We start from the raw sequence: 26,348 nt of genomic DNA, 5'->3' as shown, positions 1-26,348 counted from the left end.
TTCCGCTGTCGTTTCTGGTGATCGGGGTGCAGGTGGGGATCGGCATTGCCATTGCTGCGCTCATCTCCCGGGCCATCGGTGCCGGTCAGCAGGATCAGGCCAACCGGCTCGGTGCCCTGGTGCTGACCGGTGGCGGCCTGTTGCTGGGTGTGCTGCTGTTGCTGCTTTGGCTGCTGCAAACCCCGGCGTTTTCCCTGATCGGCGCCAGTGAAGCCATTCGCGAACTGATCCGTCCCTACTGGGCGGTCCAGGTCCTGGCTATGTGGGTGGGCGGAGTACTGTATTTCGGGTACAGCCTGTTCCGGGCCCACGGCAATACCCGCTTCCCCGGGTTGATGATGGTACTTACCAGCCTGCTCAACCTGATTCTGGATCCGTTGCTGATCTTCGGGGTTGGTGACTGGGAGGGGTTCGGCCTGCCCGGTGCCGCGTTGGCGTCCCTGCTGGCTTTCTCAATCGGCATGATCATCCTGGTGTTGGCCCTGCGGGGGCAGGGCTGGGTACAGCGTCATGGCATGCTGTTACAGATGCGGGTATCTGCCTGGCCGTTCGCGCAGATTGCCGGCCCTGCCATGATCAGCCAGCTGATGCCGCCGTTGGCGGCCATGCTGGCCACCGCCCTGGTGGCCCGGGCCGGTGACCAGGCGGTGGCTGCCTGGGGTATGGCTAGTCGGCTGGAAAGTTTTTCCATCGTGTTGGTGCTGGGCATGACCATGGCGCTGCCGCCCTGGTTGGGCCGCTGTTATGGCGGAAACGACTGGGACACCGTGCGCCGGCTGATGCGGGTGGCGGCGGCCATGGTGATTGGTTGGCAGGTTCTGCTGGGACTGGTGATGGCGTTGCTGGCGGCGCCATTGGCGAGCCTTCTGGTGGAGTCGGCACCGGTCCAGGCTTACCTGACACTGCTGATTCGCTGGTTGCCGCCCAGTTTTGGTCTGCTCGGTGTGTGCATGCTGGTGGTCTCCGCCAGCAATGCCCTGGGCTGGCCCATGCGTGCCATGCTGATTTCCTTCCTGCGCCTGTTCCTGTGCTATCTGCCGTTGCTGTGGCTGGGCTACCAACTGGGCGACTTCGGCGGCCTGGCGTTGGGGGCGGCGTTCGGTAATCTGCTGGCGGGGGTGATGGCGTGGGGGTTTTATCAGCAGGCGCTGGGAAAGGCAGTTGATAATTGAGAATGGATAATTGATAACGCGCGATTAGAGCGCGGTCATGTTCTGCAACGTATGAATCCGCGCCCCTATCTGGGGCGCGGACTCATACGTTTAGAAAACTCACAACCTGTCCCGCGCAGTTATCAATTATCCATTCTCAATTATCAATTCAATCATTCCCCTCTCTCCCACTCCGGCGGCTTCCACAGATGTTTCAGCCGCTGTCCGATGGGGCCGCGCTGTTTGATGTCGCGGAACATATCCACGTATTCATGGCACCAGTTTACCAGCAGGTTGTTGCTGTACACCGGGCGGGTGATGCCGTATTCCACCGGTTCCTCGTCCCGTTCCGGGGTGAAGGTGCCGAACAGACGATCGAAGAAAATGAAAACCCCACTGTAGTTGGTGTCGATATAGTCCGGGTTGCGACCGTGATGGACCCGGTGGTGGCTCGGTGTGTTAAAGACGTACTCGATGGCCGGGTGCAGTCGCTTCACCAGAGTAGTGTGGATAAAGAACTGGTAGACCAGTGACAGGGCATAACATACCCCGATCCACACCGGGTTGAAGCCGACAAAGGCCAGCGGCACGTAGAACAACCAGCCACCATTGAAGATGTTGGTGGCGTTCTGACGCATGGCGGTGGAAAAGTTCATCCGCTCGGAAGAGTGGTGGGTCACATGGGCGGCCCAGAACCAGCGCACCCGGTGGGAGCTACGGTGCATCCAGTAGAAGCAGAAATCCGTCAGCACCCAGAGCAGGGCGCCCGTGAACCAGGTCAGCTCGATATCCAACAAGCGGTGGTGGTAGGCGAAGGCATATACCGGGAAGGCGATCAGGCCGGCGAACAGCAGCTCGGTGGTCTGGTAACCGGCACCCAGCATGAAGTTACGGATGGATTCCCGGCTATCTACCAGTTCGGCATTGTGGCGGATCTTCAGGAACTCCCACAGGAATACGCCGATGAAGAAGGGCGTGGCCACCATGAAGATCAGCTGCCGCTCGTCCAGGGCCAGCCAGGGGGCGATCGTTTCCCACAGTGGCGCCAGGCCGCTGTTCTGCCACACGCTGTTGAGCCAGTCCATCAGAGCCATGGGTATCTTCCCGTTGTGATTGATGATGGAGTCATTGTGCGATGGAGGACCGGGTTTGTATTGACACTCTATGCCGTATTTTTGACAATATATGCCATTGGATGAACGGCGGGAGAGCATCATGGCCGCAGCCATGCGCGTCACCGGGGCCTGGGTGCAGTTGCTCACGGACTGGCTGGACCGGGAAAATCTGCCGGCGCCGGCCCTGCGCACCGTGCTGGACAGCCGTAGCCCGGCGGACCTGGTGCCCCTGCCGTTATGGCGTGACCTGCTGCAGCAGGCGGTGGCCCTGCGACCGGACCGGGTGGCGCCGGGGTTGTCCATCGGCGCCATGGTGCAGCCCCGCCATGTGGGCATGCTCGGCTACCTGATTCTCACCTGCCGCACCCTGGGTGAGGCCATGCAGGCCTACCAGCGTTACGAGACGCTGTTTTACGGCCAGGATATGGTGGAAGTGCTGGGCCTGGGGGATCAGATGCAGGTGCGCTGGTCCGGTGAAGATTCCACCGGGGAGCTGGCGGACACCGTTGCCATCGCTGCGCTGATCACTTTCCTGCGTCGGCTGGTGGATGATCCGCCGTCACCCGCCTCGGTGTCTTTCGTGTTTCCGCCGCCGTCGGCGACAGCCTGTCAGGCCTACGAAGCCTTCTTCGGCTGCCCGGTGTTGTTTGCCCAGTCCCACACCTGCGTCAGTTTCCCGATCCACTTTCTCGCCATGCCCCTGCCGCACAGTGATCCCAGCATGCGCAATCTGCTGGATCGTCAGGCCGGCGCCATGCTGCTGGCCCTGCCGGATTCCGACAGTTTCGACCGGGCCCTGCAGCAGGCGATGGTAAGGCTGTTGCCGGAGGCGACGGTGACCCTGCCGCGTCTGGCTGCAGAGCTGCACATGTCGGTGCGCACCTTGCAACGACGCCTCGCCGAGCGACAACTCACCTGGCGGGTACTGCTTGATCGCACCCGCGAACAGCTGGCCCGTCATTATCTGGCGGACCCCTCACTGACCCTGGGTGATATTGCGCTGTTGTTGGGGTTTTCCGAGCACAGTGCCTTCAGTCGTGCCTACCGGCGCTGGACCGGCACAACCCCGGGCAAGGCCAGAAAAACCCTGGGCCGCGCATACAAAAGCGACGTTGCTGTCTAATCCAGGCTCGTTGAGGCGTTCTCTTGATGAAAGCGGAAAGCGTTGTAGAACAGGCGTTTGCTGCCTGATCCATGGCAAGTGCTAGCCAAAATTCCCGAGGGGGTGAACATTCCTGTCATTGCTGCAAAATAGGGGGCTTGAGTACGTTGGCGCCATCCAAACGCCCCCGGAGCCTGTTCTGCGGGGCAGGCCTGAATTCAGTAAAGGGACCCCATTCATGAAGACACGTATTACCGAATTACTGGGTATCCAGTATCCGATTGTGCAGGGCGGCATGCAGAATGTGGGCTATGCCGAACTGGCGGCGGCGGTATCCAACGCCGGCGGTCTGGGTATCATCACTGCCCTGACCCAGCCCACCCCGGAAGACCTGGACAAGGAAATCAAACGCTGCAAGGAAATGACCGACAAGCCTTTCGGCGTCAACCTGACCATCCTGCCTACCATCAAGCCGGTGCCCTATGAGGAATACGCCCGGGTGATCTGCGAAAACAATATCTCCGTGGTGGAGACCGCCGGCCGTAACCCGGAACCCTTCATGCCCCTGTTCGAAGGCGCCGGTGTGAAGGTGGTGCACAAATGCACCTCCGTCCGCCATGCGTTGAAGGCAGAAAAGGTGGGTGTGGCTGCGGTCTCCGTGGACGGCTTCGAATGTGCCGGTCACCCGGGGGAAGACGATATCCCCAATCTGGTGTTGCTGCCGGCGGCGGCCAAAGTGATCAAGATTCCCATGCTCGCCTCCGGGGGTATTGGTACCGGTGCGCAGATGGCGGCCTGCCTGGCGCTGGGTGCGGACGGCATCAACATGGGCACCCGTTTTCTGGCCTCGAAAGAATCGCCAGTGCATGAAAACATGAAGCGCGCCATTGCCGAAGCCTCCGAACTCGACACTGCGCTGATCTTCCGTCCACTGAAAAATACGGCTCGCGTTTTCAAGAATGCGGTTGCCACCCAGGTCAACGAGATTGAGCGCGAAAAAGGCCAGGACATGAAGTTCGACTACATCATGGATCTGGTTGCCGGGGTGAAAGGCAAGGCGGCGTTGACCTCCGGTGAAATCGACGGTGGCATCTGGACCTCTGGCATGGTCCAGGGGCTGATCGACAGCTACCCGAGCTGTGCGGAAATCATTGATGACATCATCAGCGAGTGTGTGGGTACCATCAATCAGCGCCTTGCGGGTTTTATCAACGACTGACTGTTTCCGGTTTTAGTCTCGCTCTCCCGAGCCATAGCCAGGGCACTGCCCTGGCTTTTTTTTGCCGTTTTCCCGGGCTGGTCGAGTTTTTGGATATTGCGCATGTTCCTCGGTGGGGGATTTGACGGTAAGCTGACCACGCAAAAAGGAGAGAGGATCATGAAGGGATGCATCAAGATACTGCTGTTTGCTTGTGCCATGTTGTTGTCGGGGCAGGTCTGTGCAGAGATCTACACCTGGACTGATGCGCAGGGGCGCGTCCATTTTGGTGACAAGCCTGCCGATAACGACCGGGCGCAAGCCGTCAACGTCCGCATCAATACATTCGAGAGCGTGACCTACGACAGCCTCGGAAAGGGCGTCCCGGAGCCGGCAGCGCGTGGGGGCAACGTTATCATGTATGCCACCCAGTGGTGCGGGGTGTGCAAGAAAGCCCGCCGTTACTTCAATGACAATAATATTTCCTTTACCGAATACGATATTGATAAAGACCCGAAAGCCCAGGCACGCTTTGACGCACTGGAAGGCAAGGGGGTGCCCGTCATTCTGGTGGGCAAGCGGCGTATGAACGGTTTCAGCGTCGAAGGGTTTGAAAGAATATACCGGTAATACTTCGCGCCCTATCACAAGGAAAAGTGATGTTTACGCTTTATGAATTTGCCTCGTCCGGCAACTGCTACAAGCTGCGGCTGGCCATGGCCCAGCTGGACATACCCTTTCAGCGTATCGAAAAGGATATCACCCGCGGCGAAACCCGCACTGCAGAATTTCTCGCCATCAATCCCAATGGTCGTATTCCGGTATTGGTGACACCAGATAACAGGGTGTTGCCTGAATCCAGTGCGGCGCTCTGGTATCTGGCCAGAGACAGTAAGCTGATGCCCGAGGACCCGTTTCAGCAGGCTCAGGTGCTGCAATGGATGTTCTTTGAGCAGTATAACCACGAACCCAACATCGCCACGTCGCGCTACTGGATTCATGTGCTGGGAGAACAGGAAAAGTATGCTGAGGCGCTGGCGGAAAAACAGCAGAAAGGTCATGACGCCCTGGCGGTAATGGAAACCCATTTGTCAGACCGGGACTTCTTTGTCGGCCGCGATTATTCCATTGCCGACATTGCCTTGTATGCCTATACCCATGTGGCCGGGCAGGGTGGTTTCTCTCTGGATGCTTATCCGGCGATACGGGGTTGGTTGGAGAGGGTTGAGCGGCAGCCGGGTTACGTTGCCATGGAGGCTTGATAATTCACAACATCGAATGACCGGGCGGTAGGGTGGATTAGCCTGAGGCTAATCCACCCTACGTGATGGCGCTCTGCTTGAAAGATCTATTGCGTCAGGTGATGAAAGTGATATTTCAGATGATCGTCAATAAAGCTGGCGATAAAGAAATAGGAATGGTCATAACCTGGCTGCATGCGCAAGGTGATCGGCACGCCGGCTTCTTCACAGGCGGCACTGAGTGCTTCCGGCTGTAGTTGGCCATCCGTGTAGAAGTTGTCCGCATTGCCCTGATCCACCATCAAGGCCAGCGAGCTACCATTTGCCTTGATCAGCTCGCAGGCATCCCAGGCCTTCCAGCTTTCCTGATCATCGCCCAGGTAACCGTTCAGGGCTTTTTCTCCCCATGGACATTGCATCGGATGGCTGATCGGCGCGAAGGCGGAGACCGAGGTGTAGCGCCCCGGTTTTTTCAGCGCGCAGATCAGGGCGCCATGGCCTCCCATGGAGTGGCCGCTGATGGCCTCGCGACCGTTGAGCGGGAAATGGTCGCGCAGCAGTGCCGGCAACTCATCGGTCACGTAGTCATACATGCGATAGTGCTGGCTCCAGGGCGCGCGGGTGGCATTCACATAGAAACCGGCACCAGAGCCGAAATCATAGCTGTCGTGCTCACCGGGCAGATCGGTGCCGCGCGGGCTGGTGTCCGGGCAGACCATGGCAAGGCCCAGCTCGGCGGCGGTGCGTTGCGCGCCGGCTTTCTGCATGAAATTTTCATCGGTACAGGTAAGGCCGGACAGCCACCACAGCAGCGGCACGTCGTTTTCATCGGCTGCCGGCGGCAGATAAATGGCGAAGATCATTTCGCAATTGAGTACCTGGCTGCGGTGCTTGTAGCGTTTCAGCCAGCCACCAAAGGATTTGGTGGCGGAAACCAGTTCGATATCAGACATGATTATCCTTTCTGACGAAGCCGCTGCAGGAGCACCTCGAGAGGTGCTCCTGCAGTCGGAATTCATTGCCTCTTAAAAAAGAATCACCGAACGAATGCTTTTGCCTTCGTGCAGCAGATCAAAGGCGGTGTTGATCTCGTCCAGGCCCATGGTGTGGGTGACGAATTCGTCGATCTTGATTTCGCCTTTCATGTAACGATCCACATAACCGGGCAGCTCGGTACGGCCTTTCACGCCACCGAAGGCAGAGCCTTTCCAGACCCGGCCGGTGACCAGCTGGAACGGACGGGTAGCGATTTCTTCACCGGCGCCGGCCACGCCGATGATGATCGATTCGCCCCAGCCCTTGTGGCAGCACTCCAACGCCGAACGCATCACGTTCACGTTGCCAATGCACTCAAAGGAATAATCCACACCGCCGTCGGTGAGTTCGACAATCACTTCCTGAATGGAGTTGTTGTAGTCCTTGGGGTTGATGAAATCGGTGGCGCCGAACTGCCGGGCCAGTGTTTCCTTGGCCGGGTTGGTGTCGATAGCAATGATGCGCTCTGCCTTGGCCATCACCGCGCCCTGAATCACTGATAAACCGATGCCGCCGAGCCCGAACACGGCCACCGTGGAGCCTGGCTCCACCTTGGCAGTATTGAGCACGGCGCCGATGCCGGTGGTGACGCCGCAGCCGAGCAGGCAGATCTTGTCCAGCGGGGCTTCCTTGCTGACCTTGGCCAGGGAGATTTCCGGCACCACGGTGTATTCAGAAAAGGTACTGGTGCCCATGTAATGATGCAGCAGTTTGCCGTTCAGGGAAAAGCGGCTGGTGCTGTCCGGCATCAGCCCCTGACCCTGGGTGGCGCGCACTGCCTGGCACAGATTGGTCTTGCCGCTGAGACAGAATTTGCACTTGCGGCACTCGGCGGTATAGAGCGGAATCACATGGTCGCCGGGCTTCAGGCTGGTTACGCCTTCGCCCACTTCCTGCACGATACCGGCGCCTTCGTGGCCAAGAATGGAAGGGAAGATGCCTTCCGGGTCCTTGCCGGACAGGGTGTAGGCATCGGTGTGGCAAACGCCGGTGGCAACGATCTGCACCAGCACTTCCCCGGCCTTGGGGCCGGCCACATCCACTTCTTCGATCTGTAGGGGTTTGCCTGCTTCCCAGGCGACGGCGGCACGGGATTTCATGGTGATTCCTTCTTGATGAGTAGAGGGCGTTAACGCGTTTCGCGATGCAAGGCATGGCGAATGATGGATTCACTATACGCAGACACGAATAGAGCTATAAGGCACAATTCAGCAAGAGATTATTGTCAGGTAGCAACAATGCAGCACTGGGATCGTATTGAAGCCTTTGTAGAAGTGGTGCGCCGGGGTTCCTTCGCCGATGCCGCCCGACACCTGGGGGTGTCCAGTTCCCACGTGAGCCGGCTGGTGTCGCGACTGGAGACCCAGCTGGGCACCCAGTTGCTTTACCGCACCACCCGGCGTCTGAAACTCACCGATGCGGGAGCCGTTTACTTCGACCACTGTGGTCAGTTGTTTGACGGTTTCCAGGAGGCGCTGTCGGCGATCAGTGATTATCAGCAGCGCCCCACCGGGGTGCTGAAGCTGACCTGCGCCACCACCTTTGGTGAGCGCTATATCGCGCCGCTGGTAAATGATTTTCTGGCCCGCCATCCGCAACTGTCGATACAGCTGGATTTCACCAACCGGCGGGTGGATATCATCGACGAGGGTTTTGATGTAGCCATCCGTACCGGTGCCCTGCCGGATTCATCGCTGATTGCCCGCAAGCTTTGCCCACGTCGGGAATACATTGTCGGTTCCGCCGACTATTTCCAGCGCCATGCCCGGCCCCACACCCTGGGGGAGTTGAGCCAGCACAATTGCCTGGTTGGCTCTGCGGACCAGTGGGCGATGGATGTGGAGGGTCAGCACCGGCAATGGAAAGTGCAGGGCAACTGGAAGGGCAATTCCGGCATGGCGCTGCTGGATGCAGCCCGCAAGGGCCTGGGGTTGGCGCAGCTACCGGATTATTACGTGGAAGACGATCTGGCCGACGGTCGCCTTGTCTCGGTGCTGGATCAGTATGCCTGCACTCACACAGCGGTCTGGGTGGTCTATCCCCGTCACCGGCATCTGTCGCCCAAGGTGCGTCAGTTTGTGGATTTTCTGGTGGAGGGTATGGTGCGTTGAAAGGCGCTGATACCTTCTTGCAGGAGCGTCGCTGGCGGCGCGATTGGGAACTCTGATTCAGGCTTGGGACTCAGGCCCGGGAAATTGTTCTGCTGTAGGAGCTCCTCTTGAGGGGCGAAGACGGATGAAAAGGATGAGTCGAGCAGGTAGCAATCTATTCCGAAAGGCTCTGTCGAGTTCAGGAAGGCCTGACCGCCCTGCGGGGAATTTCTGCGCAAGCGCGGTTCGCCCCTCAGCTCCTACAGCAACTAAAATGGAGTGGATATGTATACGGGAAGTTGTCTTTGCGGCGGTGTCACGTTTGAAATCGCCGGTGAGCTGGCACCGATTCAGGTCTGTCACTGCCAGCAGTGCCGTAAGGCCCAGGGCACCGCATTGGTGACCAATATTCCGGTGGAAAACGGCAAGCTGCATTGGGTCAGTGGTGAAGCCTTATTGAAACGCTATGAATCCTCGCCGGGCAAGCAGCGGGTGTTTTGCCGGGAGTGTGGTTCGCCGATTTACAGCTGCCATGAGAGCAAACCTGGCGTGGTACGGATTCGGGCGGGGTTGTTGAATGAGCCGCTGGCCACGCGGCCTGCGTTTCATATCTATACGGATTCTGCCTGTAACTGGTGGCCCATCGACGATGGGCTGCCGCAGTACTCTGAAGGTAAATAAAGAGGCCCCGCAGTGCGGGGCCTCTTGGGAGGGGATTATTCCCCTTCCACTATGGTGCAGAAGTTGCTGAACAAGCCCAGCACAGTGGTGCTCTGGTGGTCGATGTTGGCAACTTTGCTGATGTCCGCTTTCTGTTTGGCCGTGCTGATAGAGGAGTCACCTACAGCAATCAGCCCCAGGATGTTCGTGGCACAAGATTGGCCGCTTTTGCTGATCCCGGTGCTGGTGGTTGCATTCACCGGGCCTTTCACCGAGGTGAAAAGTGCGCCATTACCCACCGGGCTGACCGCAGTCGCGCAGCCAGTGGTAATGATAACCGTTGCCCCCACAATAAATGCCTTGATCATCTTCATATTATTCAACCCTGTTATACGTTATTGGATGCTTCCTTCCTGGAAGTGCGGGCATTGTAAAATAGTTGTCACAATATTGGCAGGGAAAACAGGGATCCAGGGCAGTGCGCCGGACATTTTCTGTCCGGCGCAAAGGGGGTGCGCAGGTCTATACAGCAACGAAACTGATAGTCGATATGCAACGCATCAGAGATGCGAACGTAGTAAGCGGTTACGCCATCTCCGCTTTCAGCGCCTCGATCTCGTGAGCGTCGCTGTTGCGCGCCAGGAAGGCTTGCCAGCTTTCGGCTGCCAGGCCTTTGAGCGCCTTGGCCACACGGGGCAGCTCCGCCTCAGGCAGGTGGCCGAACAGACCCAGCAGCTTGCTGTCGTGGGCCTGCCCCAGCGCCTGGCCCAGTGCCTCGGGCTGGCTACCGGTGAGCACATCCACCGCCGGCGTCAGGTGTTCCTGATCCAGTAGCGGCAATAGGGTGAGCAGCTCATCCCAGCTGTTTTCGCTGGCCACGGTGGCAATCAGGCTTTCCATGATGTCTGCTTCGCGCAGCTTGGGCACATTTACCACCATCTGCTGATGCTGGTTATCCATGGCATTCACGGCTTGTAGCAGGTTGGTCCACAGGCGCTGTTCGCTGGCCACTTCAATGATGTGACTGATGACGGTTTCGCCCTGCTCGGCCACCAGGTTGCCCATCTGGCCGCGCAGCTCGGTGTTCAGGTGTCCGTTCAGGGACAGTACCGCCGGCCACAGTTCATGGTCGGTGGCGGCTTTCAGGGTAGCTCGTTGCTGTGTTTCGCTGAGTAGTGCCAGCAGGGTGTCCAGCTTGCTCTTGTCTTCCAGGTAAAGGGCAATCTTTACCATGGCTTCGCCGTCTTCGATGCTGCTGGTGACGGCTTTCAGGGCTGACGTCTGAATCACGGCCACAAAGCGGGCCAGGGTGATGTGCTCGCCCATGGCCAGCAGGGTCTTGGCCACAGAGGCGACAATCTTGTCAGGCATGGCGGCCAGCAGGTCCCGGGAATACGTGGGCTCAAGATGGATGCAGAGCTTGGCCAGAAATTCTTCCGGAAGCTTGTCGGCCAGCTTGATGGCGCGTTCGGGGGGCAGCTCGGAGGCAATGCCGGCGGCGAGCACGGAGCCCAGTACAGTGGTGGCCAGTTTGGCGCTGGCACCGGTGGGCACCAGCTTGCTGATGCCGGCCAGGCGCTGATAGCTGTCCTGGTGTTGTTCGTAGAAGAAGCCGGATACGGCACCACGGAAGGCGGCCAGGGCGCCAAGATCCTGGCCGTCCAGGAAGGCCAGGTTGTTTTCTTCGGTTTCCAGCAGGCGGCTGAGTTTGAGCAGTTCGGCCTGAGTTTCAATATGCATGTCTATCTCCTTAACCGAACAGCATTTTCTTCACCGGGCGGCGGAAGGGCCCGGGCACGACGTTAAGTGCGTTGTTCATCGCTTTTTCGACTCTGGCGTCTTTGGTTTCCAAAGCCGCAAGGACGGTATCGGCCAGCTTGCTGGCCTGATCGGCGGGCAGGGACTCGATAAAGGCCAGCGCGTCCGCTGGCAGCCCCTTGTTCTTCAAGGTACTGATGGAATCAGACATGGTTCCTCCTTCACTACAGCGGCGCGGAGCACAGTCCGGGCCGCCCTGAATACAGGCTGTCTGGCGCAGCCTGCCTATGGCTGGCGCTACTATGCCAGCAATGGAGGAGGATGGGTGTTGCCGAAAAGCCGTTGCCGCGCGGCGCTCAAGAAAGCGCAGCGGTGAGTGTTCAGTTCGGTTCTGTGCCGATAAAGCCCATATTGCCCGCGACCGGTTGTCGATTTATCTCACCGGGCAGGTTCAGGCAAAGTCCATCTGGTCGGAGATAAAGCCCACACTGATGGCACCGGGGCCGATATTGACGCCGCCGGTGAGCCCCATGTGGCTGATCAGCAGATCTACCTGGTGCTTTTCCGTGGTGGCTTTCAATTTGCTGAAGCCGGGCATCTGGTAGACCGCGTCCGGGTCGCCGGCGTAGCTGACGCAGACGATGGGGGTCAACAGGCCCTCTTCCACGCAGGTGCAGGCGTGGGTGAACATCTTCTCCACGGCGGTTTCAAAGCCACGCACCTTGGCCACCGGGAAGGTCTGGTCCTGGCGGGCGCAGAGGATGGGTTTGATGTCCAGCGCCGAGCCCATCAGCGCGCCAACAAAGCCCACGCTCTTATCGCCTTTCTTGCGGGCTCGTTTGTGCACGTAGTAGAGATCCGGCACCACAGCGTAACCCGAGGTTTTCGGGGTCAGGTCGCTGATGCGCTGGCGGATGTCACCGACTTTCATGCCGGCATTGATAAGCCGCATGGTTTCTGCCGCCAGAACTCCCTGGCCGGCAAACAGTGTCTGGCTGTCACTGACCCGGATGCGGAACGGCCCTTCACGACCGGCGGCTTCACGGTACTTTCTGTAGTCGCCGAGGATGGCATGGGCCGCCTCCGTGGCGTTTTCGAAGATCGGGCTGCGACTCTTTGGTACCGTTTGTACCAGCGCGTAATCGAAGTCTCCCACCGCCTGTTCCAGGAACAGGGTGCGGATCTGGTCCACCGTGGGCGGAGCAGTTTCCGCATCGTGGTTCTTGTCCACTTCATGGCGGGCGTAAAACTCCCGGGCCCGTTGCGGGTCGCGGTCGTCCACGAAAATTTCCTTGCCGATGCGGATGGGCACCGGCATGACCAGGATGTTGTTAGCGTCAATAAAGTCCTTGGGCAGATCACAACCCGAGTCCACAACCAGACCGATTCTCATTGTTATGCTTCCTGTGGGAAGGGTAACAATGAGTCTAGTACCGCCGTTCCGCTGCTGGCGTCTTTTTGCGTATGGGAATGGTTAGGGGCTGTTACAAGACAGACGGTGTGTTACTGAATATTGCCGCCCACCTGGATCACCTTCAAGGTGTTGGTGCCACCATGAGCATCGTTGTAGTTGCCCTTGGTGATCAGTACCCGGTCGCCGTCCTGAACCACACCCATTTCTTCCAGGATCGCTACTGCACGGCGGTTCACTTCATCGCTGGCAATGGCATGGCTATCAAAGGGGATGGCGCGCACGCCCCGCAGAATGGCGACCCGGCGCTGGCTGCTGGGGTAGGGGGTGAAGGCATAGATGGGGATGCCGGAGCGCAGCCGTGACATCAGCCGCGGGGTGTTGCCGCTTTCGGTCATGGCAATGATGGCAGTGACGTTGCTGAGACGGTTGGCAGCCTGCATGGCGGCCATGGCGATCACTTCATCAATGTTGTCGGCATTGTCGTTGATGGGACGATCGGTGCGTCTTTCCTGCCAGGTACGCTCGGCCCCAAGAATGATGCGGTCCATGGCCTGTACGGTTTCTACCGGATATTCGCCCACCGCAGTTTCCGCTGACAGCATCACCGCGTCGGTGCCATCCAGTACCGCATTGGCCACATCGGAGACTTCTGCACGAGTGGGTTGCGGACTATGAATCATGGATTCCATCATCTGTGTGGCGGTGATCACGAAGCGGTTCAGTGCCCGTGCCCGGCGAATAATATGTTTCTGCACCCCCACCAGTTCTGCGTCGCCAATCTCCACGGCCAAGTCACCGCGCGCCACCATGACGCCGTCGGAGGCCTCAATGATGGCATCCAGAGTGGCGTCGTCAGCCACCGCTTCGGCTCGTTCAATCTTGGCAATAATGCCGCCCTGGCCACCGGCCTGCCGGTAGCGGCGGCGGGCTTCTTCCACATCTTCAGCGTCGCGAGGAAAGGAGAGGGCCAAAAAATCCACGTCCATGTCGGCGGCGGTAATGATGTCAGCCAGATCCTTGTCGGTGAGCGCCCGGGCGCTGAGCCCGCCACCCTTGCGGTTCACTCCCTTGTGATCAGACAGGTCGCCGCCCACCTGCACCGTGCAGTCCACCCGGGTACCAGTGATGGCCGTGACTTTCAGCTCCAGCAGGCCGTCGTTCAGCAGCAACACATCGCCGGGCTGGCAATCGTCCGGGAGTGGCGGATAACTCACGCCTACCTGTTGATCGTTGCCGGCGTCGTCGGCCAGGGCGGTATCCAGGGCAAAGGCCTGGCCGGCCTTCAGCAGGATGGGGCCATTGGGGAAACTGCCGATGCGGATTTTCGGACCCTGCAGGTCTGCCAGAATCGCCACATGCTCGCCGCATTGCTCCGCGCAACGGCGAATGATTTGCGCGGTTTGCCGGTGAGTGTCGGCGTTGCCGTGGGAAAAGTTCAGGCGGAACACATTGACGCCGGCCCGGATCAGGGCATCGAGTCGAGTCTCGGAGGACGATGCAGGGCCAACGGTGGCGACAATCTTGGTACGGCGCAGGGGGGAGCGGGACATTCGAAGCATTTCCATCAGCTGATTTTTGGTCAGCATACCATGGTGAAATGCAGGAGTGATGACAGGAAGTCGGCGGGCCCGGAGGAAAACTGGAGGCCCTCACCCGGTGACCGGGTGAGGGGTAGAGATGACTATCAAGATTTAATGCAGCATGGCGAAGGAGCAGGACTGGGCCTGACTGAGGCGCAGGAAATCGCCCATGCCCATCTTGATCACTTCCGTGTGGGTACCTGCGTTAAAGGCCAACCAGTCCTCGCTGAGCATGGTGTCATCCACATAGACCTTCATGTCATAGAGATTGCCGAAGGGCGGTTCGCCGCCGGGCTCGCAAAGAGGGAAACGGTCCTTGAAGTCTTCCTCGTGGGCCAGCCGGACGCTGTTGGCATTCAACGCCTGGCGTAACCGGTCCGGATCCAGGTACTGATCGGATGGCAACACCGCCATGGCCAGTTCACCGTCCACATCCACGATCACCGTCTTTGCCATGTGGCGTCCCGGAATATGGCTAAATTGGGCCACCTCGGAAGCGGTCATGGCAGGCGGGTGGTTATAGCAGTGATAGTTCACATTGTTGTTGTCGAGAAAATCAGCCAGTGCGCGGGCAGGCATGATAAACCTCCTCCCGGAGATGATAGCCCGGGAATAGTGAGCCGCCGCAGGGACAGTTTGTGACCGGCCCGGGCCAGCTCCATGAATGTTCATATTCAAGCTTAGGGAGGAGGGAGCAGGTGGGGAAATACGGTTATGCGCTAAGGGAAATAGCGGAATGATCTAGCTACGAGCTACGCTCGATTGGATTGGGGGTGCTCCAAGGGTTTCGCCATTTCTACGAAGCCGCGTAGGAGCACCGCTTGAGGTGCGAACCGAGCGTAGCGAGGCAACAGAGATTCAAGGATTCCACAGCGCTATGAATGAGGCCTGTCGAGTGCTTGAATGCCTGATCGCCCTGCCGGCGATTTCCTTGCTGCGCAAGGTTCGCGGCTCAAGCGCCGCTCCTACAGCGGCTCCGACTCGAGACTAGTCGCTGCCTGTCAAAGCCCCAGATTATCCAGAATCCGCAGATTCGGGCCGGCCTGGTTCATGGTGTAGAAATGCAGGCCCGGTGCGCCCATGGCCAGCAGGCGTTCGCACAACCGGGTGACCACTTCCTCGCCGAAGGCTTTCACTGCCGCGTCATCATCCTTGATGTCGTTGAGCTTGCTGTGCAGCCAGCGGGGAATGTCGGCGCCGCAGGTGCTGGAGAAGCGCACCAGGTTGGCCACGTTGAGAATCGGCATGATGCCTGGATAAACCGGGGCGTCGCAGCCGATTTTCTGCAGCGCGTCCAGATAGTAACCGTAGGCATCCGCGTTGTAGAAATACTGGGTCAGGCCGCTGTTGGCGCCGGCGTCGATCTTGCGCTTGAAGTGGGCAATATCGTCTTCGAAGCTGCGTGCCTGGGGATGCATTTCCGGGTAGCCAGCCACTTCCAGGGTGAAGTGATCGCCGGTTTCCTCGCGGATCAGCTGTACCAGTTCGTCGGCGTACTTGATCTCGCTCTGGGCATAGCCCATGCCGGAGGGCAGATCGCCACGCAGGGCCACGATACGGGTAACGCCGGCGGCCTTGTAGCCGTTGACCAGTTCCAGAATTTCCTCACGGCTCTGGCCAATGCAGCTCAGGTGCGGGGCCGTATCGCCATGTTGATTGCGCAACTGGTTGACCATGTCGCGGGTGTTGTCACGGGTGGAACCCCCGGCACCAAAGGTGCAGGAAAAAAACTCCGGATTCTTGGCCAAGAGTTTCTGCTGGGTAGCCAGCAGCTTTTCTTTTCCCGCATCGGTTTTCGGCGGGAAAAATTCAAAACTGATTCTTTTGCTCATTTGGCTAGTGCCTTTTCGATCAAAAGCTATTTCACCACAGAGGTCACGGAGCACACAGAGTTAAAAATGCGCATTGAATGTGCGTTCTTTTTTCCTCAGTGTTTCCTGTGCCCTCTGTGGTAAAAATGCCTTTAGTACTTGTAGTGCTCTGGCTTGTACGGGCCGTTCACGTCCACGCCGATGTAGTCTGCCTGCTCTTTGGTGAGCTTGGTGATCACGCCACCGAAGCCCTGCACCATGTAGCGGGCCACTTCTTCGTCCAGGTGCTTGGGCAGCACTTCCACCTTGAGCATTTTTTCTTTCACGGTGTCAGAGTGCTTGGCGTAGCCCTGGTCGAACAGATACATCTGCGCCAGTACCTGGTTGGCGAAGGAGCCATCCATGATGCGGCTGGGGTGGCCGGTGGCGTTGCCCAGGTTTACCAGGCGACCCTCGGAGAGTAGCAGCAGGAAGTCGCCCTCGGCCTTGTTGCGCCATACCTTGTGCACCTGCGGTTTGACCTCTTCCCATTCCCAGGTCTTGCGCATGAAGGCGGTGTCCACTTCGTTGTCGAAGTGGCCGATGTTGGAAACCACAGCGCCTTTCTTCAATGCCTTGAGCATGTTGGCGTCACAGACATTGAAGTTGCCGGTGGTGGTGACCAGAAGGTCGGTGGTGCCCAGCAGCTCCTTGTTGATGGACGCCTCGGTGCCGTCGTTGACTCCGTCCTTGAACTGGCTGACCACTTCGTAGCCGTCCATGCAGGCCTGCATCGCACAGATCGGATCCGCTTCGGTGACCTTGACGATCATGCCTTCCTGGCGCAGGGACTGGGCAGAGCCCTTGCCCACGTCACCATAGCCGATAACCAGCGCTTTCTTGCCGGACAGCAGGTGATCGGTGCCGCGCTTGATGGCGTCATTGAGAGAATGGCGGCAACCGTACTTGTTGTCGTTCTTGCTCTTGGTGACGGAGTCATTCACGTTCACCGCCGGCACTTTCAGAGTGCCCTTGTTCAGCATCTCGTAAAGACGGTGCACGCCAGTGGTGGTTTCTTCGGTGATGCCGTGGATGTTGTCCAGCATCTGCGGGTAGGTCTCGTGGATGTAGCCGGTCAGATCGCCGCCGTCATCCAGGATCATGTTGGCGTCCCACAGCTCACCATTGCCGTCGCGACAGGTTTGCTCGATGCACCACATGTACTCTTCTTCGGTTTCCCCTTTCCAGGCGAATACCGGTACGCCGGCGGCAGCGATGGCGGCAGCGGCATGGTCCTGGGTGGAGAAGATGTTGCAGCTTGACCAGCGCACTTCCGCGCCCAAGGCGACCAGGGTTTCGATCAGTACTGCAGTCTGAATGGTCATGTGGATACAGCCGATGATCTTGGCGCCTTTCAGCGGCTGTTCGGCCCGGTACTTTTCACGGATGGTGACCAGTGCCGGCATTTCGGTTTCGGCAATATGAATCTCGGAGCGACCGTAGGCGGCCTGGGAAATATCTGCCACTTTAAAGTCGGTGAAAGTGTTCGCTTTTGCGTTCATGGTGTTCTCCATTCGTTTTTGACGAATGGGCGCCGTTGCTCTTTCTGTGTCCGCCCTGCGAGCCTCGCGGTCATGCCGCTGCAGCGCCCCTCACTGGGCAGATGTTATCGGGATGTTGTCGGCGCCGTCGCAAAGACGCCGCCGGCAGTGATGTCGTTATTAAAGCGCCTTGGCCAGGTCTGCCGCCTTGTCGGTTTTCTCCCAGCTGAAGCCTTCGCGGCCGAAGTGGCCGTAGCTGGCAGTGGGCCGGTAGATCGGCTTGCGCAGGTCGAGCATTTCGATAATGCCGCGCGGGCGCAGGTCGAAGTGCTCGCGGACCAGGTCGACGATGGCGTTGTCGCTGATCTTGCCGGTGCCGAAGGTGTTAACGGAAATAGAGGTGGGCTCGGCCACACCAATGGCATAGCTCACCTGGATCTCGCACTTTTTGGCCAGGCCAGCGGCGACGATGTTCTTGGCCACATAGCGGCCGGCGTAGGCCGCTGAGCGGTCTACCTTGGACGGGTCCTTGCCGGAGAAAGCGCCACCACCGTGACGGGCCATGCCGCCATAGGTATCCACGATGATCTTGCGACCGGTCAGGCCACAGTCACCCATGGGGCCGCCGATCACGAAAATCCCGGTGGGGTTCACGTGGTACAGGGTGTCCTTGTGCAGCCACTCTTCGGGCAGTACTGGCTTGATGATTTCTTCCATCACCGCTTCGCGCAGGTCCGCCAGCTTGATTTCCGGAGCGTGCTGGGTGGACAGCACCACCGCGTCCACGGCCACCGGTTTGCCGTTGTCGTAGCGCAGGGTGACCTGGCTTTTCGCATCCGGGCGTAGCCACGGCAGGGTGCCGTTCTTGCGCAGTTCCGCCTGACGCTCCACCAGACGGTGGGAGTAATAAATCGGCGCCGGCATCAGGGTGTCGGTTTCGTCGGTGGCAAAACCGAACATCAGGCCCTGGTCGCCTGCGCCCATTTCCTTGTCCTCGGCCTCGTCGACACCGATCGCGATATCCGCGGACTGTTTGCCGATGCCGTTGAGTACCGCACAGCTGGCGCCGTCGAAACCCTTGTCGGAGCTGTCATAGCCGATATCCAGAATGACCTGGCGAACGATGTCCTCCAGTTCCACATAGGTGCTGGTGCGGACTTCACCGGCGACGATGGCCATACCTGTTTTCACCATGGTTTCCACCGCCACCCGTGCATGGGGGTCATCCTTGATGATGGCATCCAGAACGGCGTCCGAAATCTGGTCGGCCATTTTATCCGGGTGGCCTTCGGATACAGATTCGGAGGTAAAGATGGAATATTCACTCATTACTGGAGTGCTCCCGTTATTCAAGTGTGCGTTACGTTGCCTTCAACAGGCGCCAAAAACATTAGCTGAAAGTTTAAAGTTCAAAGTTGAAAAGCGCGGGTGGGGTGTTTTGTATTCGTAAAGGCCGTGCCCGCGTTTTCATCTGAAGGTTGCAGCGCGTGGCCCAAAGCTTTCGAGCCAGCACGGTGACATCTTCGTGTTTCAACTTTGAACTTTAAACTTTCAACTCTTCCTGAAGGTGCGTACCTGCACCTGAAAACCATTGCGCAGGGCCAGAAACTGGCTTTCCTGCAACTCCAGACCGGCGCGGCCGGCCCAGTCCACCAGATCGGCTTCTTCGAAGCCAAGCCAGAAATCACCACAGGCCTCGTGAGCCCAGTGCTGGTCGTGCCGACACAGGTCGGTGATCAGCAGGGTGCCGCCTTCATTCAACTGCCGTGCCGCCGCAGCAATGGCGCTGGCGGGGGCCGGCAGGTGATGCAGCACCATGTTTAATGCCACCGCATCCACCGTGGGCAGGGTGGTGGCGCTGGCGGGCCATTCACCCAGTATCAGTTGCACATTTTTCCGTTTGGCGACAGTCAGGTTCTGGCGGGCCCGTTCAAGCATGGCCTCGGCATTGTCCAGGCCCAGCACCGTATCGAAGTGTGTCGCCAACTCGAGCAAAAACTGGCCATCCCCGGGGCCGATTTCCAGGGCGCGCTTGCCATCTGGGCCCTCCGGGCAGGACCGGGTGAGAAGCTCCAGGGCCTGCTCTGCGTACTGGCCGTAGTCGGCAATCAGTTCCTGCTGGTCGTCCAGTTCCGCATGGCGGGCAAAAAAGGCCCGGCTTTGCGCCGCCCGCTGGCTTTGTACCTGCTCCAGTCGCTCGGCAACACCGGCATCCAGGTGGCCATCATCCAGCTCATCCAGCAAGGCTCCGTGAAGCGCGCCCTCTACGCTGTCCGCCTGAGGCAGGCGGCGGCGGTAGAAGATCGAGTTGCCTTCCCGCCGCTTCTCCACCAGGCCGCCCTGGGCCAGCACCTTCAGGTGGTGGCTCATGCCGGACTGTTTCATGGCCATGATGTCGCACAGCTCCAGCACCCCGAAGCTGTTCTGGCCCAGCACCTGCAGCACCTGCAGACGTAACGGGTCGCCAGCGGCCTTGAGGAAGCCCGCCAGATGATCAGTGATCTCCGGTGCGTCGGGTGCTTGTGCATTCATAGAGAGGGAGTCTAGCGTAACGGGAAGCTAAATCAAAATAAATTGATATAGGTTTTTTGCGGACGCCGCCAAGGCGTCAGGCTGGCGGGGCGAGCGATATGTCGCCGATGCCGTCATGGCCGCCTTTCAGTGGTTTGCGGGCTGCCTTCAGGCTTGCAGCTTGCGGCTTGTAGCTATTACCCCCATGAGGGACAATAGCGCCCCTTTTCAGCCACCAGCCAGTTTGGAGCCCTGCATGTCCAGTGCCCCCGCCCGCCGTGAACTCGCCAACGCTATCCGTGCCCTGAGCATGGATGCGGTACAGAAAGCCAATTCCGGGCACCCCGGTGCGCCCATGGGAATGGCCGATATCGCCGAGGTACTCTGGCGCGGCTTCCTCAAGCACAATCCGCAGGACCCCACCTGGCCAGACCGGGATCGCTTCGTGCTGTCCAATGGTCACGGTTCCATGCTGCTTTACAGCCTGCTGCACCTGAGTGGCTACGGCGTCAGCCTGGACGACATCAAGAATTTCCGTCAGCTGGGCAGCCCCACCGCCGGGCACCCGGAATATGGCGACGCCCCGGGCATCGAAACCACCACGGGTCCGCTGGGCCAGGGTATTGCCAATGCGGTGGGCATGGCGTTGGCGGAAAAGATGCTGGCGGGCCAGTTCAACCGTGAAGGGCACGCCATCGTCGATCACTACACCTACTGCTTCCTGGGTGATGGCTGCATGATGGAGGGCATCTCCCACGAAGCCTGTTCCCTGGCCGGCACCCTGGGCCTGGGCAAATTGGTGGCCTTCTACGACGACAACGGCATTTCCATTGATGGTGAGGTGGAAGGCTGGTTCACCGATGACACCGTGGAACGTTTTCGTGCCTACGGCTGGCAAGTGATTCCCAATGTGGATGGCCACAACGCCGAAGAGGTGCAGGTGGCCATCGAGAATGCCCGCGCCAATACCGATCAGCCCACCCTGATCTGCTGCAAGACCGTTATCGGTTTCGGCAGCCCCAACAAGCAGGGCAAGGAAGAATCCCACGGTGCCGCCCTGGGTGAAGATGAAATTGCCCTGACCCGCGAATCCCTGGGCTGGAAGCACGGTCCCTTCGAGATCCCCGCTGACATCAAGCAGGCCTGGGATGGCAGCGAAAAAGGTGCTGCTGCCCAGAGTGACTGGCAGCAGCGGTTCGACGCCTACAAAGCTGCCTACCCGGAGCTGGCGGCGGACTTCCTGCGCCGTCAGGCCGGAGAGCTGCCCGCCAGCTTCCTGGAGCAGGCGGATGCCTACATCCGCGAGTGTCAGGAGAAAGGTGACAAGGTCGCGACTCGCAAGGCCAGCCAGAACACCCTGGATGCCTTCGGCCCGTTGCTGCCGGAACTGGCCGGTGGTTCCGCCGATCTGGCCGGCTCCAACAACACTATCTGGAAAGGCTGCAAGTCGGTCACCGCGGATGATGCCAGCGGCAACTACATCCATTACGGGGTGCGGGAATTCGCCATGACTGCGATCCAGAACGGTCTGTGTCTGCACGGCGGGCTGCGCCCCTACGGCGGCACCTTCCTGGTGTTCATGGAATACGCCCGCAACGCGGTGCGCATGGCGGCGCTGATGCACCAGCCCAACATTCTGGTCTACACCCATGATTCCATCGGTCTGGGTGAAGACGGCCCGACCCACCAGCCCATCGAACAAATGGCCAACCTGCGCCTGACGCCGAACATGCGTACCTGGCGCCCCTGTGACACGGTGGAATCCGCCGTGGCCTGGAAGAAAGCCATTGTCCGTCAGGACGGCCCTTCCGCGCTGATCTTCTCCCGTCAGGGGCTGCCCTGCATGGAGCGTGGCGACGCGCAGCTGGTCGATGCCGAGAAAGGTGGCTACACCCTGCTGCAGACCGGTGACGGCACCCCGGACGCCATCATTATCGCCACCGGCTCCGAAGTGGAACTGGCGGTGAATGCGGCCAAGGCACTCACCGGCAAGAATGTGCGTGTGGTGTCCATGCCCTGCGTGGAAGAGTTCCTGGCCCAGGATCGCGATTATCAGGAAAGCGTGCTGCCTTCCGACGTGCGTGCCCGGGTCGCAGTGGAAGCGGCCATCGCCGATTACTGGTACCGCTTTGTGGGCCTGGACGGCAAGATCGTGGGCATGAACAGTTTCGGCGCCTCCGCCCCGGCTGGCGACCTGTTCAAGCACTTCAATATCACTGCCCAGGCAGTGCAGCAGGCCGTGGAGAGCCTGCTCTAAGTGAAAGTCGCGATTAACGGCTACGGCCGTATCGGGCGTTCCTTTGTCCGTGCCCTGGCCGAGCGCGAAGGCGCCGGCTGGCAGGCACCGTTTACGCTGGCGGCGATCAATGACAAGGGTCGCCCGGAAGACCTGCTTTACCTGACCCGCTATGACACCACCCATGGTCGTCTGGCGGAGCCGGCGGAGCTGATTGAAGGCATGCTGCGTATCGGTAACCAGGCTCCCCGGCTGCTGGAACAGCCGAAGCCGGAACAGTTGCCCTGGGGTGAGATGGGCGTGGATCTGGTGCTGGAATGCTCCGGCCATTTCCGCAGCCATGCCGGTGCCTCGCGGCATCTGACTGCCGGTGCCAAACGGGTCATCATTGGTGCGGTGCCGTTTGATCTGGCCGATCAGATCGTGGTGTATGGCGTGAACCACAGGGACGTCCGCGACGATAGCAAGGTGTTGTCGGCGGCCTCCTGTACCACTCACTGTATCGCACCGCTACTGACCCGGCTGGATCAGGCCTATGGCATCCGCCAGGTACTGATGAAGGAGATCCACTCCTACACCTCGGACCAGACCCTGCTGGACCATGTCCATCGGGATCCGCGCCGGGGCCGGGCCGGGGCACAGAACATCGTGCCGACCACCAGTAGTGCCATTGGGGCGGTACAACAGGTGTTGCCGCAACTGGCGGGCAAGATAAGCGGTCATTCCATCCGTGTGCCCACGTTGAATGTGGCCATGGTGGAGCTGACCTTGCTGCTGGAAAAGACCCCTGACGGGGACAGTCTGAACCAGTGGCTGCAGCAGCAATCGAAAGAAGCCAGCGCGCTGATTGGTTACAATGACGCACCGCTGGTGAGCGTGGATTTCAACCATCAGCCGGAATCTGCCATCGTCGATGGCACCCAGACCCGGGTGCAGGGCGAGATGGTGCAGGTGGTGGCCTGGTACGACAACGAATGGGGCTATGCGAACCGACTGCTCGACTGGGTGGCGACGCTGGCTGAATCACATCAAGCTTGAATGAATGGATGCACCCGAGCGGGTGGCCGTGAATGAGGTAAGTACGACATGAACTTCAAACGCATGACCGACCTGGATCTGGCAGGCAAGCGTGTTCTTATCCGTGAAGACCTGAATGTGCCGGTGAAAGACGGCAAGGTCACCAGCGACGCGCGTATCCGCGCCTCCCTGCCCACCATCGAGCACGCTCTCAAGGCTGGTGCGAGGGTAATGCTGATGTCCCATCTGGGCCGCCCCACCGAAGGCGAGTATGCCGAGGAATTTTCCCTGCAGCCGGTGGCCGATCATCTGGGCAAGCTGCTGGATTGCGACGTGCCGCTGGTAAAAGAGTGGCTGGACGGCGTGGATGTGGCAGAAGGCCAGGTGGTGTTGTGCGAGAACGTGCGCTTTAACAAGGGCGAGAAAAAAGACGACGAGGCACTGTCACAAAAGATGGCTGCCCTGTGTGATATCTATGTCATGGACGCGTTTGGTACCGCTCACCGGGCCCAGGCGTCTACCCATGGTGTGGGCAAGTTTGCTCCGGTAGCCTGTGCCGGGCCGCTGCTGGCCAATGAGCTGGATGCCCTGGGCAAGGCGCTGAACGCACCGGAAAAACCGCTGGTGGCGATTGTTGGGGGCTCCAAGGTGTCCACCAAACTGGAAGTGCTGGAATCCCTGTCCGATGTGGTGGACCAGTTGGTAGTGGGCGGCGGTATAGCCAACACCTTCCTGGCGGCGGCCGGCCACCCGGTAGGCAAATCCCTTTATGAGAAAGACCTGATTCCGGCGGCGCAGAAAATTGCCGACAAGGTCCATATCCCGATCCCGGTGGATGTGGTTACCGCCAAGGAATTTGCCGAATCCGCTGAAGCGACTGCCAAGAAGGTGGCAGAGGTGGCCGACGATGACTTGATTCTGGATATTGGCCCGCAGACTGCCCACATCGTCGCGGCGCTGATGAAGGAAGCCAAGACCATTATCTGGAATGGCCCGCTGGGTGTGTTCGAGTTTGACCAGTTTGGCGAGGGCACCAAGGAAATGGCAGAAGCCATTGCCGACTCTGATGCCTTCTCCATTGCTGGTGGCGGTGACACTCTGGCAGCGGTGGACAAGTACGGTATTACCGATCGCATCAGCTACATCTCAACCGGTGGCGGTGCCTTTCTGGAATTCGTGGAAGGCAAGGTGTTGCCGGCGGTAGCCATGCTGGAAGCGCGGGCGAAAGACTGAAGAAAAGGTCGCTGCGGCGGTCTTTGCAATGACTGAACAGGAAACGGGCAGCATCGCTGCCCACGGAACCGAAGGGGAAACACAATGGCACTCGTAAGCATGCGACAGTTGCTGGATCACGCCGCCGAATATGGCTATGGCGTACCGGCCTTTAACGTCAATAACGTGGAACAGATGCGCGCCATCATGGAAGCCGCGGACCAGACCAATTCCCCGGTGATTGTGCAGGCCTCCGCCGGCGCCCGGAAATATGCCGGTGCCCCTTTCCTGCGTCATCTGATTCTGGCGGCCACCGAAGAGTTTCCGCATATCCCGGTGGTGATGCACCAGGATCACGGCACCAGCCCCTCCGTGTGTCAGCGTTCCATCCAGCTGGGCTTCTCCTCGGTGATGATGGACGGTTCTCTGGGTGAAGATGGCAAGACGCCGATGGATTACGACTACAACGTGCGCGTGACCCAGGAAGCGGTGGCCATGGCCCACGCCTGTGGCGTCTCCGTGGAAGGCGAGCTGGGTTGTCTTGGCTCCCTGGAAACCGGCCAGGCCGGTGAAGAAGATGGTATTGGTGCCGAAGGGACCCTGAGCCACGATCAGATGCTCACCGATCCGGAAGAGGCGGCGGACTTCGTCAAGCAAACCAAGGTGGATGCCCTGGCGATCGCTATCGGCACCAGCCACGGTGCCTACAAGTTCACCCGTCCGCCCACCGGTGACATTTTGGCCATCGAGCAGATCAAGGCGATCCACAAGCGCATCCCGGATACTCACCTGGTAATGCACGGTTCTTCCTCCGTACCGCAGGACTGGCTGGCCATCATCAACGAGTACGGTGGCGAGATCGCGGAGACCTACGGGGTGCCGGTGGAAGAGATTCAGGAAGGCATCAAACACGGCGTGCGCAAGGTGAACATCGATACCGATCTGCGCCTGGCGTCCACCGGTGCGATTCGTCGTTTCCTGGCCCATAACCCGGCCGAATTCGACCCGCGCAAGTACCTGAAAGAATCCATCACCGCCATGCGTGATATCTGTATTGACCGTTACGAGGCCTTTGGCACCGCCGGCAATGCGGACAAGATCAAGCCGATCAGCCTGGAAAGCATGTTCATGCGCTACGAAGCCGGCGAGCTGGATCCGCGCGTCAAGTAATCCAGTGCGGCAAAACAGCACCGGTATCACAACAAGGCCCCGCAATGCGGGGCCTTGTTGTATCTGGCGCGGTTATTTCTGACGGGAAGCTTCGATCCTTACCTCGTCAGTGCCGCTGAGGATCAGTTGCCCGTCTTCGCTGATATCGGCCTGGTTCACTCCTTCCAGGGCATCCAGAAACTGCTGCTCCAGTTTCATCAGCGGCTGTGGGCAGGCCATCATGGTGACGCCACCGGTCTTCACCGTGAAACTGTCATCCTCCAGCGTATAGCTGGCCATGTAATTGTTGCAGGCGGCTTTGCCAGCCAGTCGACCGGGTTCGTGGAAGTTAAGGGTAACCAGCGCGTCGCCCACGTCAGAACCATTGAGGTTATTAACTTGCCAGGCGCTGCCCTGAAGTTGCTCGCTGGTTACCATGGCAGTGGTCCCTTCCGGGTGACTACTGCAGGCGGCAAGAGCGATGGCGGCGCCTACCAGCAAGGATAGCTTTGGTGTTTGCATATTGGGTCCTTCTCGATGACGCGGTA

At 59.4% G+C, this 26,348-nt stretch carries 25 protein-coding genes and 1 riboswitch; of the genes, 11 read left to right on the top strand and 14 right to left on the bottom strand.

Features of this window, described 5'->3' with window-relative positions; genetic code table 11:
- Nucleotides 1–1,172 (top strand): MATE family efflux transporter (locus tag B3Q33_RS13785; protein WP_286828138.1); only part of this gene is annotated, 1,172 nt, incomplete at its 5' end.
- A 152-nt stretch (nt 1,173–1,324) separates the two neighbouring features.
- Here the strand turns inward: B3Q33_RS13785 and B3Q33_RS13780 are convergent.
- Nucleotides 1,325–2,245: a sterol desaturase family protein gene (locus tag B3Q33_RS13780; protein WP_273010116.1), complete on the bottom strand. Its 921-nt coding sequence runs from the start codon at nt 2,243–2,245 to the stop codon at nt 1,325–1,327.
- A 121-nt stretch (nt 2,246–2,366) separates the two neighbouring features.
- On the opposite strand from B3Q33_RS13780, the gene B3Q33_RS13775 reads away from it, so the two are divergent.
- The 4 genes from B3Q33_RS13775 (at nt 2,367) to B3Q33_RS13760 (ending at nt 5,828) form a co-directional block, all read left to right on the top strand.
- Nucleotides 2,367–3,389, top strand: coding sequence for a helix-turn-helix domain-containing protein (locus B3Q33_RS13775; protein ID WP_272962526.1), 1,023 nt, complete (start codon nt 2,367–2,369; stop codon nt 3,387–3,389).
- Between the two features lie 217 nt (nt 3,390–3,606).
- Nucleotides 3,607–4,587 (top strand): NAD(P)H-dependent flavin oxidoreductase, encoded by a 981-nt coding sequence (locus B3Q33_RS13770; RefSeq protein WP_273010117.1) that lies wholly within the window; start codon nt 3,607–3,609, stop codon nt 4,585–4,587.
- Nucleotides 4,588–4,746: 159 nt separating this feature from the next.
- The gene (locus B3Q33_RS13765) at nt 4,747–5,196 is read left to right on the top strand and encodes a glutaredoxin family protein (RefSeq protein ID WP_035246043.1); all 450 of its coding nucleotides are present in this window, start codon (nt 4,747–4,749) and stop codon (nt 5,194–5,196) included.
- 29 nt (nt 5,197–5,225) lie between these two features.
- Nucleotides 5,226–5,828, top strand: a complete 603-nt coding sequence (locus B3Q33_RS13760; RefSeq protein ID WP_272962528.1) for a glutathione S-transferase family protein — start codon at nt 5,226–5,228, stop codon at nt 5,826–5,828.
- A gap of 86 nt (nt 5,829–5,914) precedes the next feature.
- On the opposite strand, the gene fghA is transcribed toward B3Q33_RS13760, so the two are convergent.
- Both fghA and B3Q33_RS13750 read right to left on the bottom strand, forming a co-directional pair.
- Nucleotides 5,915–6,760: an S-formylglutathione hydrolase gene (fghA, locus tag B3Q33_RS13755; protein WP_272962529.1), complete on the bottom strand. Its 846-nt coding sequence runs from the start codon at nt 6,758–6,760 to the stop codon at nt 5,915–5,917.
- A gap of 72 nt (nt 6,761–6,832) precedes the next feature.
- Nucleotides 6,833–7,942, bottom strand: coding sequence for an S-(hydroxymethyl)glutathione dehydrogenase/class III alcohol dehydrogenase (locus B3Q33_RS13750; protein WP_035246048.1), 1,110 nt, complete (start codon nt 7,940–7,942; stop codon nt 6,833–6,835).
- A 138-nt stretch (nt 7,943–8,080) separates the two neighbouring features.
- On the opposite strand from B3Q33_RS13750, the gene B3Q33_RS13745 reads away from it, so the two are divergent.
- Both B3Q33_RS13745 and B3Q33_RS13740 read left to right on the top strand, forming a co-directional pair.
- Nucleotides 8,081–8,953 carry a LysR family transcriptional regulator gene (locus tag B3Q33_RS13745; RefSeq protein ID WP_272997644.1) on the top strand — a complete coding sequence of 291 codons (873 nt, stop codon included), beginning with the start codon at nt 8,081–8,083 and terminating at the stop codon, nt 8,951–8,953.
- A 264-nt stretch (nt 8,954–9,217) separates the two neighbouring features.
- Nucleotides 9,218–9,613 carry a GFA family protein gene (locus tag B3Q33_RS13740; RefSeq protein WP_272980182.1) on the top strand — a complete coding sequence of 132 codons (396 nt, stop codon included), beginning with the start codon at nt 9,218–9,220 and terminating at the stop codon, nt 9,611–9,613.
- A gap of 35 nt (nt 9,614–9,648) precedes the next feature.
- On the opposite strand, the gene B3Q33_RS13735 is transcribed toward B3Q33_RS13740, so the two are convergent.
- The 10 genes from B3Q33_RS13735 to B3Q33_RS13690 all read right to left on the bottom strand — a co-directional run bounded on the left by B3Q33_RS13735 (nt 9,649) and on the right by B3Q33_RS13690 (nt 20,207).
- The gene (locus B3Q33_RS13735; RefSeq protein WP_052042547.1) at nt 9,649–9,966 is read right to left on the bottom strand and encodes a TRL-like family protein; all 318 of its coding nucleotides are present in this window, start codon (nt 9,964–9,966) and stop codon (nt 9,649–9,651) included.
- A gap of 211 nt (nt 9,967–10,177) precedes the next feature.
- A complete protein-coding gene (locus tag B3Q33_RS13730) occupies nt 10,178–11,332 on the bottom strand; it encodes a hypothetical protein (protein ID WP_273010118.1) in 1,155 nt (384 codons plus the stop codon).
- Nucleotides 11,333–11,342: 10 nt separating this feature from the next.
- Entirely contained in the window at nt 11,343–11,561 is a 219-nt protein-coding gene (locus tag B3Q33_RS13725; protein ID WP_007151188.1) for a hypothetical protein, read from the bottom strand.
- 240 nt (nt 11,562–11,801) lie between these two features.
- Nucleotides 11,802–12,743 (bottom strand): DegV family protein, encoded by a 942-nt coding sequence (locus B3Q33_RS13720; protein WP_035246056.1) that lies wholly within the window; start codon nt 12,741–12,743, stop codon nt 11,802–11,804.
- Between the two features lie 110 nt (nt 12,744–12,853).
- Entirely contained in the window at nt 12,854–14,323 is a 1,470-nt protein-coding gene (pyk, locus tag B3Q33_RS13715; RefSeq protein WP_084573416.1) for a pyruvate kinase, read from the bottom strand.
- A 132-nt stretch (nt 14,324–14,455) separates the two neighbouring features.
- Nucleotides 14,456–14,923 (bottom strand): aminoacyl-tRNA deacylase, encoded by a 468-nt coding sequence (locus B3Q33_RS13710; RefSeq protein ID WP_035246058.1) that lies wholly within the window; start codon nt 14,921–14,923, stop codon nt 14,456–14,458.
- A 422-nt stretch (nt 14,924–15,345) separates the two neighbouring features.
- On the bottom strand, nt 15,346–16,176 hold the full coding sequence (gene metF / locus B3Q33_RS13705; protein ID WP_035246060.1) for a methylenetetrahydrofolate reductase [NAD(P)H]: 831 nt from the start codon (nt 16,174–16,176) through the stop codon (nt 15,346–15,348).
- Between the two features lie 131 nt (nt 16,177–16,307).
- On the bottom strand, nt 16,308–17,696 hold the full coding sequence (gene ahcY, locus B3Q33_RS13700; RefSeq protein WP_035246062.1) for an adenosylhomocysteinase: 1,389 nt from the start codon (nt 17,694–17,696) through the stop codon (nt 16,308–16,310).
- A 20-nt stretch (nt 17,697–17,716) separates the two neighbouring features.
- Nucleotides 17,717–17,794: riboswitch (S-adenosyl-L-homocysteine riboswitch) on the bottom strand.
- A 61-nt stretch (nt 17,795–17,855) separates the two neighbouring features.
- Nucleotides 17,856–19,004 carry a methionine adenosyltransferase gene (gene metK, locus B3Q33_RS13695; RefSeq protein ID WP_273010119.1) on the bottom strand — a complete coding sequence of 383 codons (1,149 nt, stop codon included), beginning with the start codon at nt 19,002–19,004 and terminating at the stop codon, nt 17,856–17,858.
- Nucleotides 19,005–19,226: 222 nt separating this feature from the next.
- The gene (locus B3Q33_RS13690; RefSeq protein WP_272962535.1) at nt 19,227–20,207 is read right to left on the bottom strand and encodes an ArsR/SmtB family transcription factor; all 981 of its coding nucleotides are present in this window, start codon (nt 20,205–20,207) and stop codon (nt 19,227–19,229) included.
- Between the two features lie 235 nt (nt 20,208–20,442).
- Between B3Q33_RS13690 and tkt the strand changes: the two genes are divergently transcribed.
- From tkt to fba, 4 genes are all read left to right on the top strand, one after another.
- On the top strand, nt 20,443–22,443 hold the full coding sequence (gene tkt / locus B3Q33_RS13685; RefSeq protein ID WP_273010120.1) for a transketolase: 2,001 nt from the start codon (nt 20,443–20,445) through the stop codon (nt 22,441–22,443).
- The gene (locus tag B3Q33_RS13680; RefSeq protein WP_286828088.1) at nt 22,444–23,460 is read left to right on the top strand and encodes a type I glyceraldehyde-3-phosphate dehydrogenase; all 1,017 of its coding nucleotides are present in this window, start codon (nt 22,444–22,446) and stop codon (nt 23,458–23,460) included. It abuts the gene before it with no gap.
- A gap of 48 nt (nt 23,461–23,508) precedes the next feature.
- Nucleotides 23,509–24,672, top strand: coding sequence for a phosphoglycerate kinase (locus tag B3Q33_RS13675; protein ID WP_272962538.1), 1,164 nt, complete (start codon nt 23,509–23,511; stop codon nt 24,670–24,672).
- Between the two features lie 84 nt (nt 24,673–24,756).
- Nucleotides 24,757–25,821 (top strand): class II fructose-bisphosphate aldolase, encoded by a 1,065-nt coding sequence (gene fba / locus B3Q33_RS13670; protein ID WP_035246071.1) that lies wholly within the window; start codon nt 24,757–24,759, stop codon nt 25,819–25,821.
- 72 nt (nt 25,822–25,893) lie between these two features.
- Here the strand turns inward: fba and B3Q33_RS13665 are convergent, their stop codons facing one another.
- On the bottom strand, nt 25,894–26,322 hold the full coding sequence (locus B3Q33_RS13665) for an META domain-containing protein (protein ID WP_272962539.1): 429 nt from the start codon (nt 26,320–26,322) through the stop codon (nt 25,894–25,896).
- Nucleotides 26,323–26,348 lie beyond the last annotated feature (26 nt).

Origin of the sequence: Alcanivorax sp. UBA3183 (genome assembly GCF_002364155.1) — a bacterium.
Taxonomy (GTDB): Bacteria; Pseudomonadota; Gammaproteobacteria; order Pseudomonadales; family Alcanivoracaceae; genus Alcanivorax; species Alcanivorax jadensis.
This window is presented reverse-complemented; position numbering and strand designations above follow the sequence as displayed.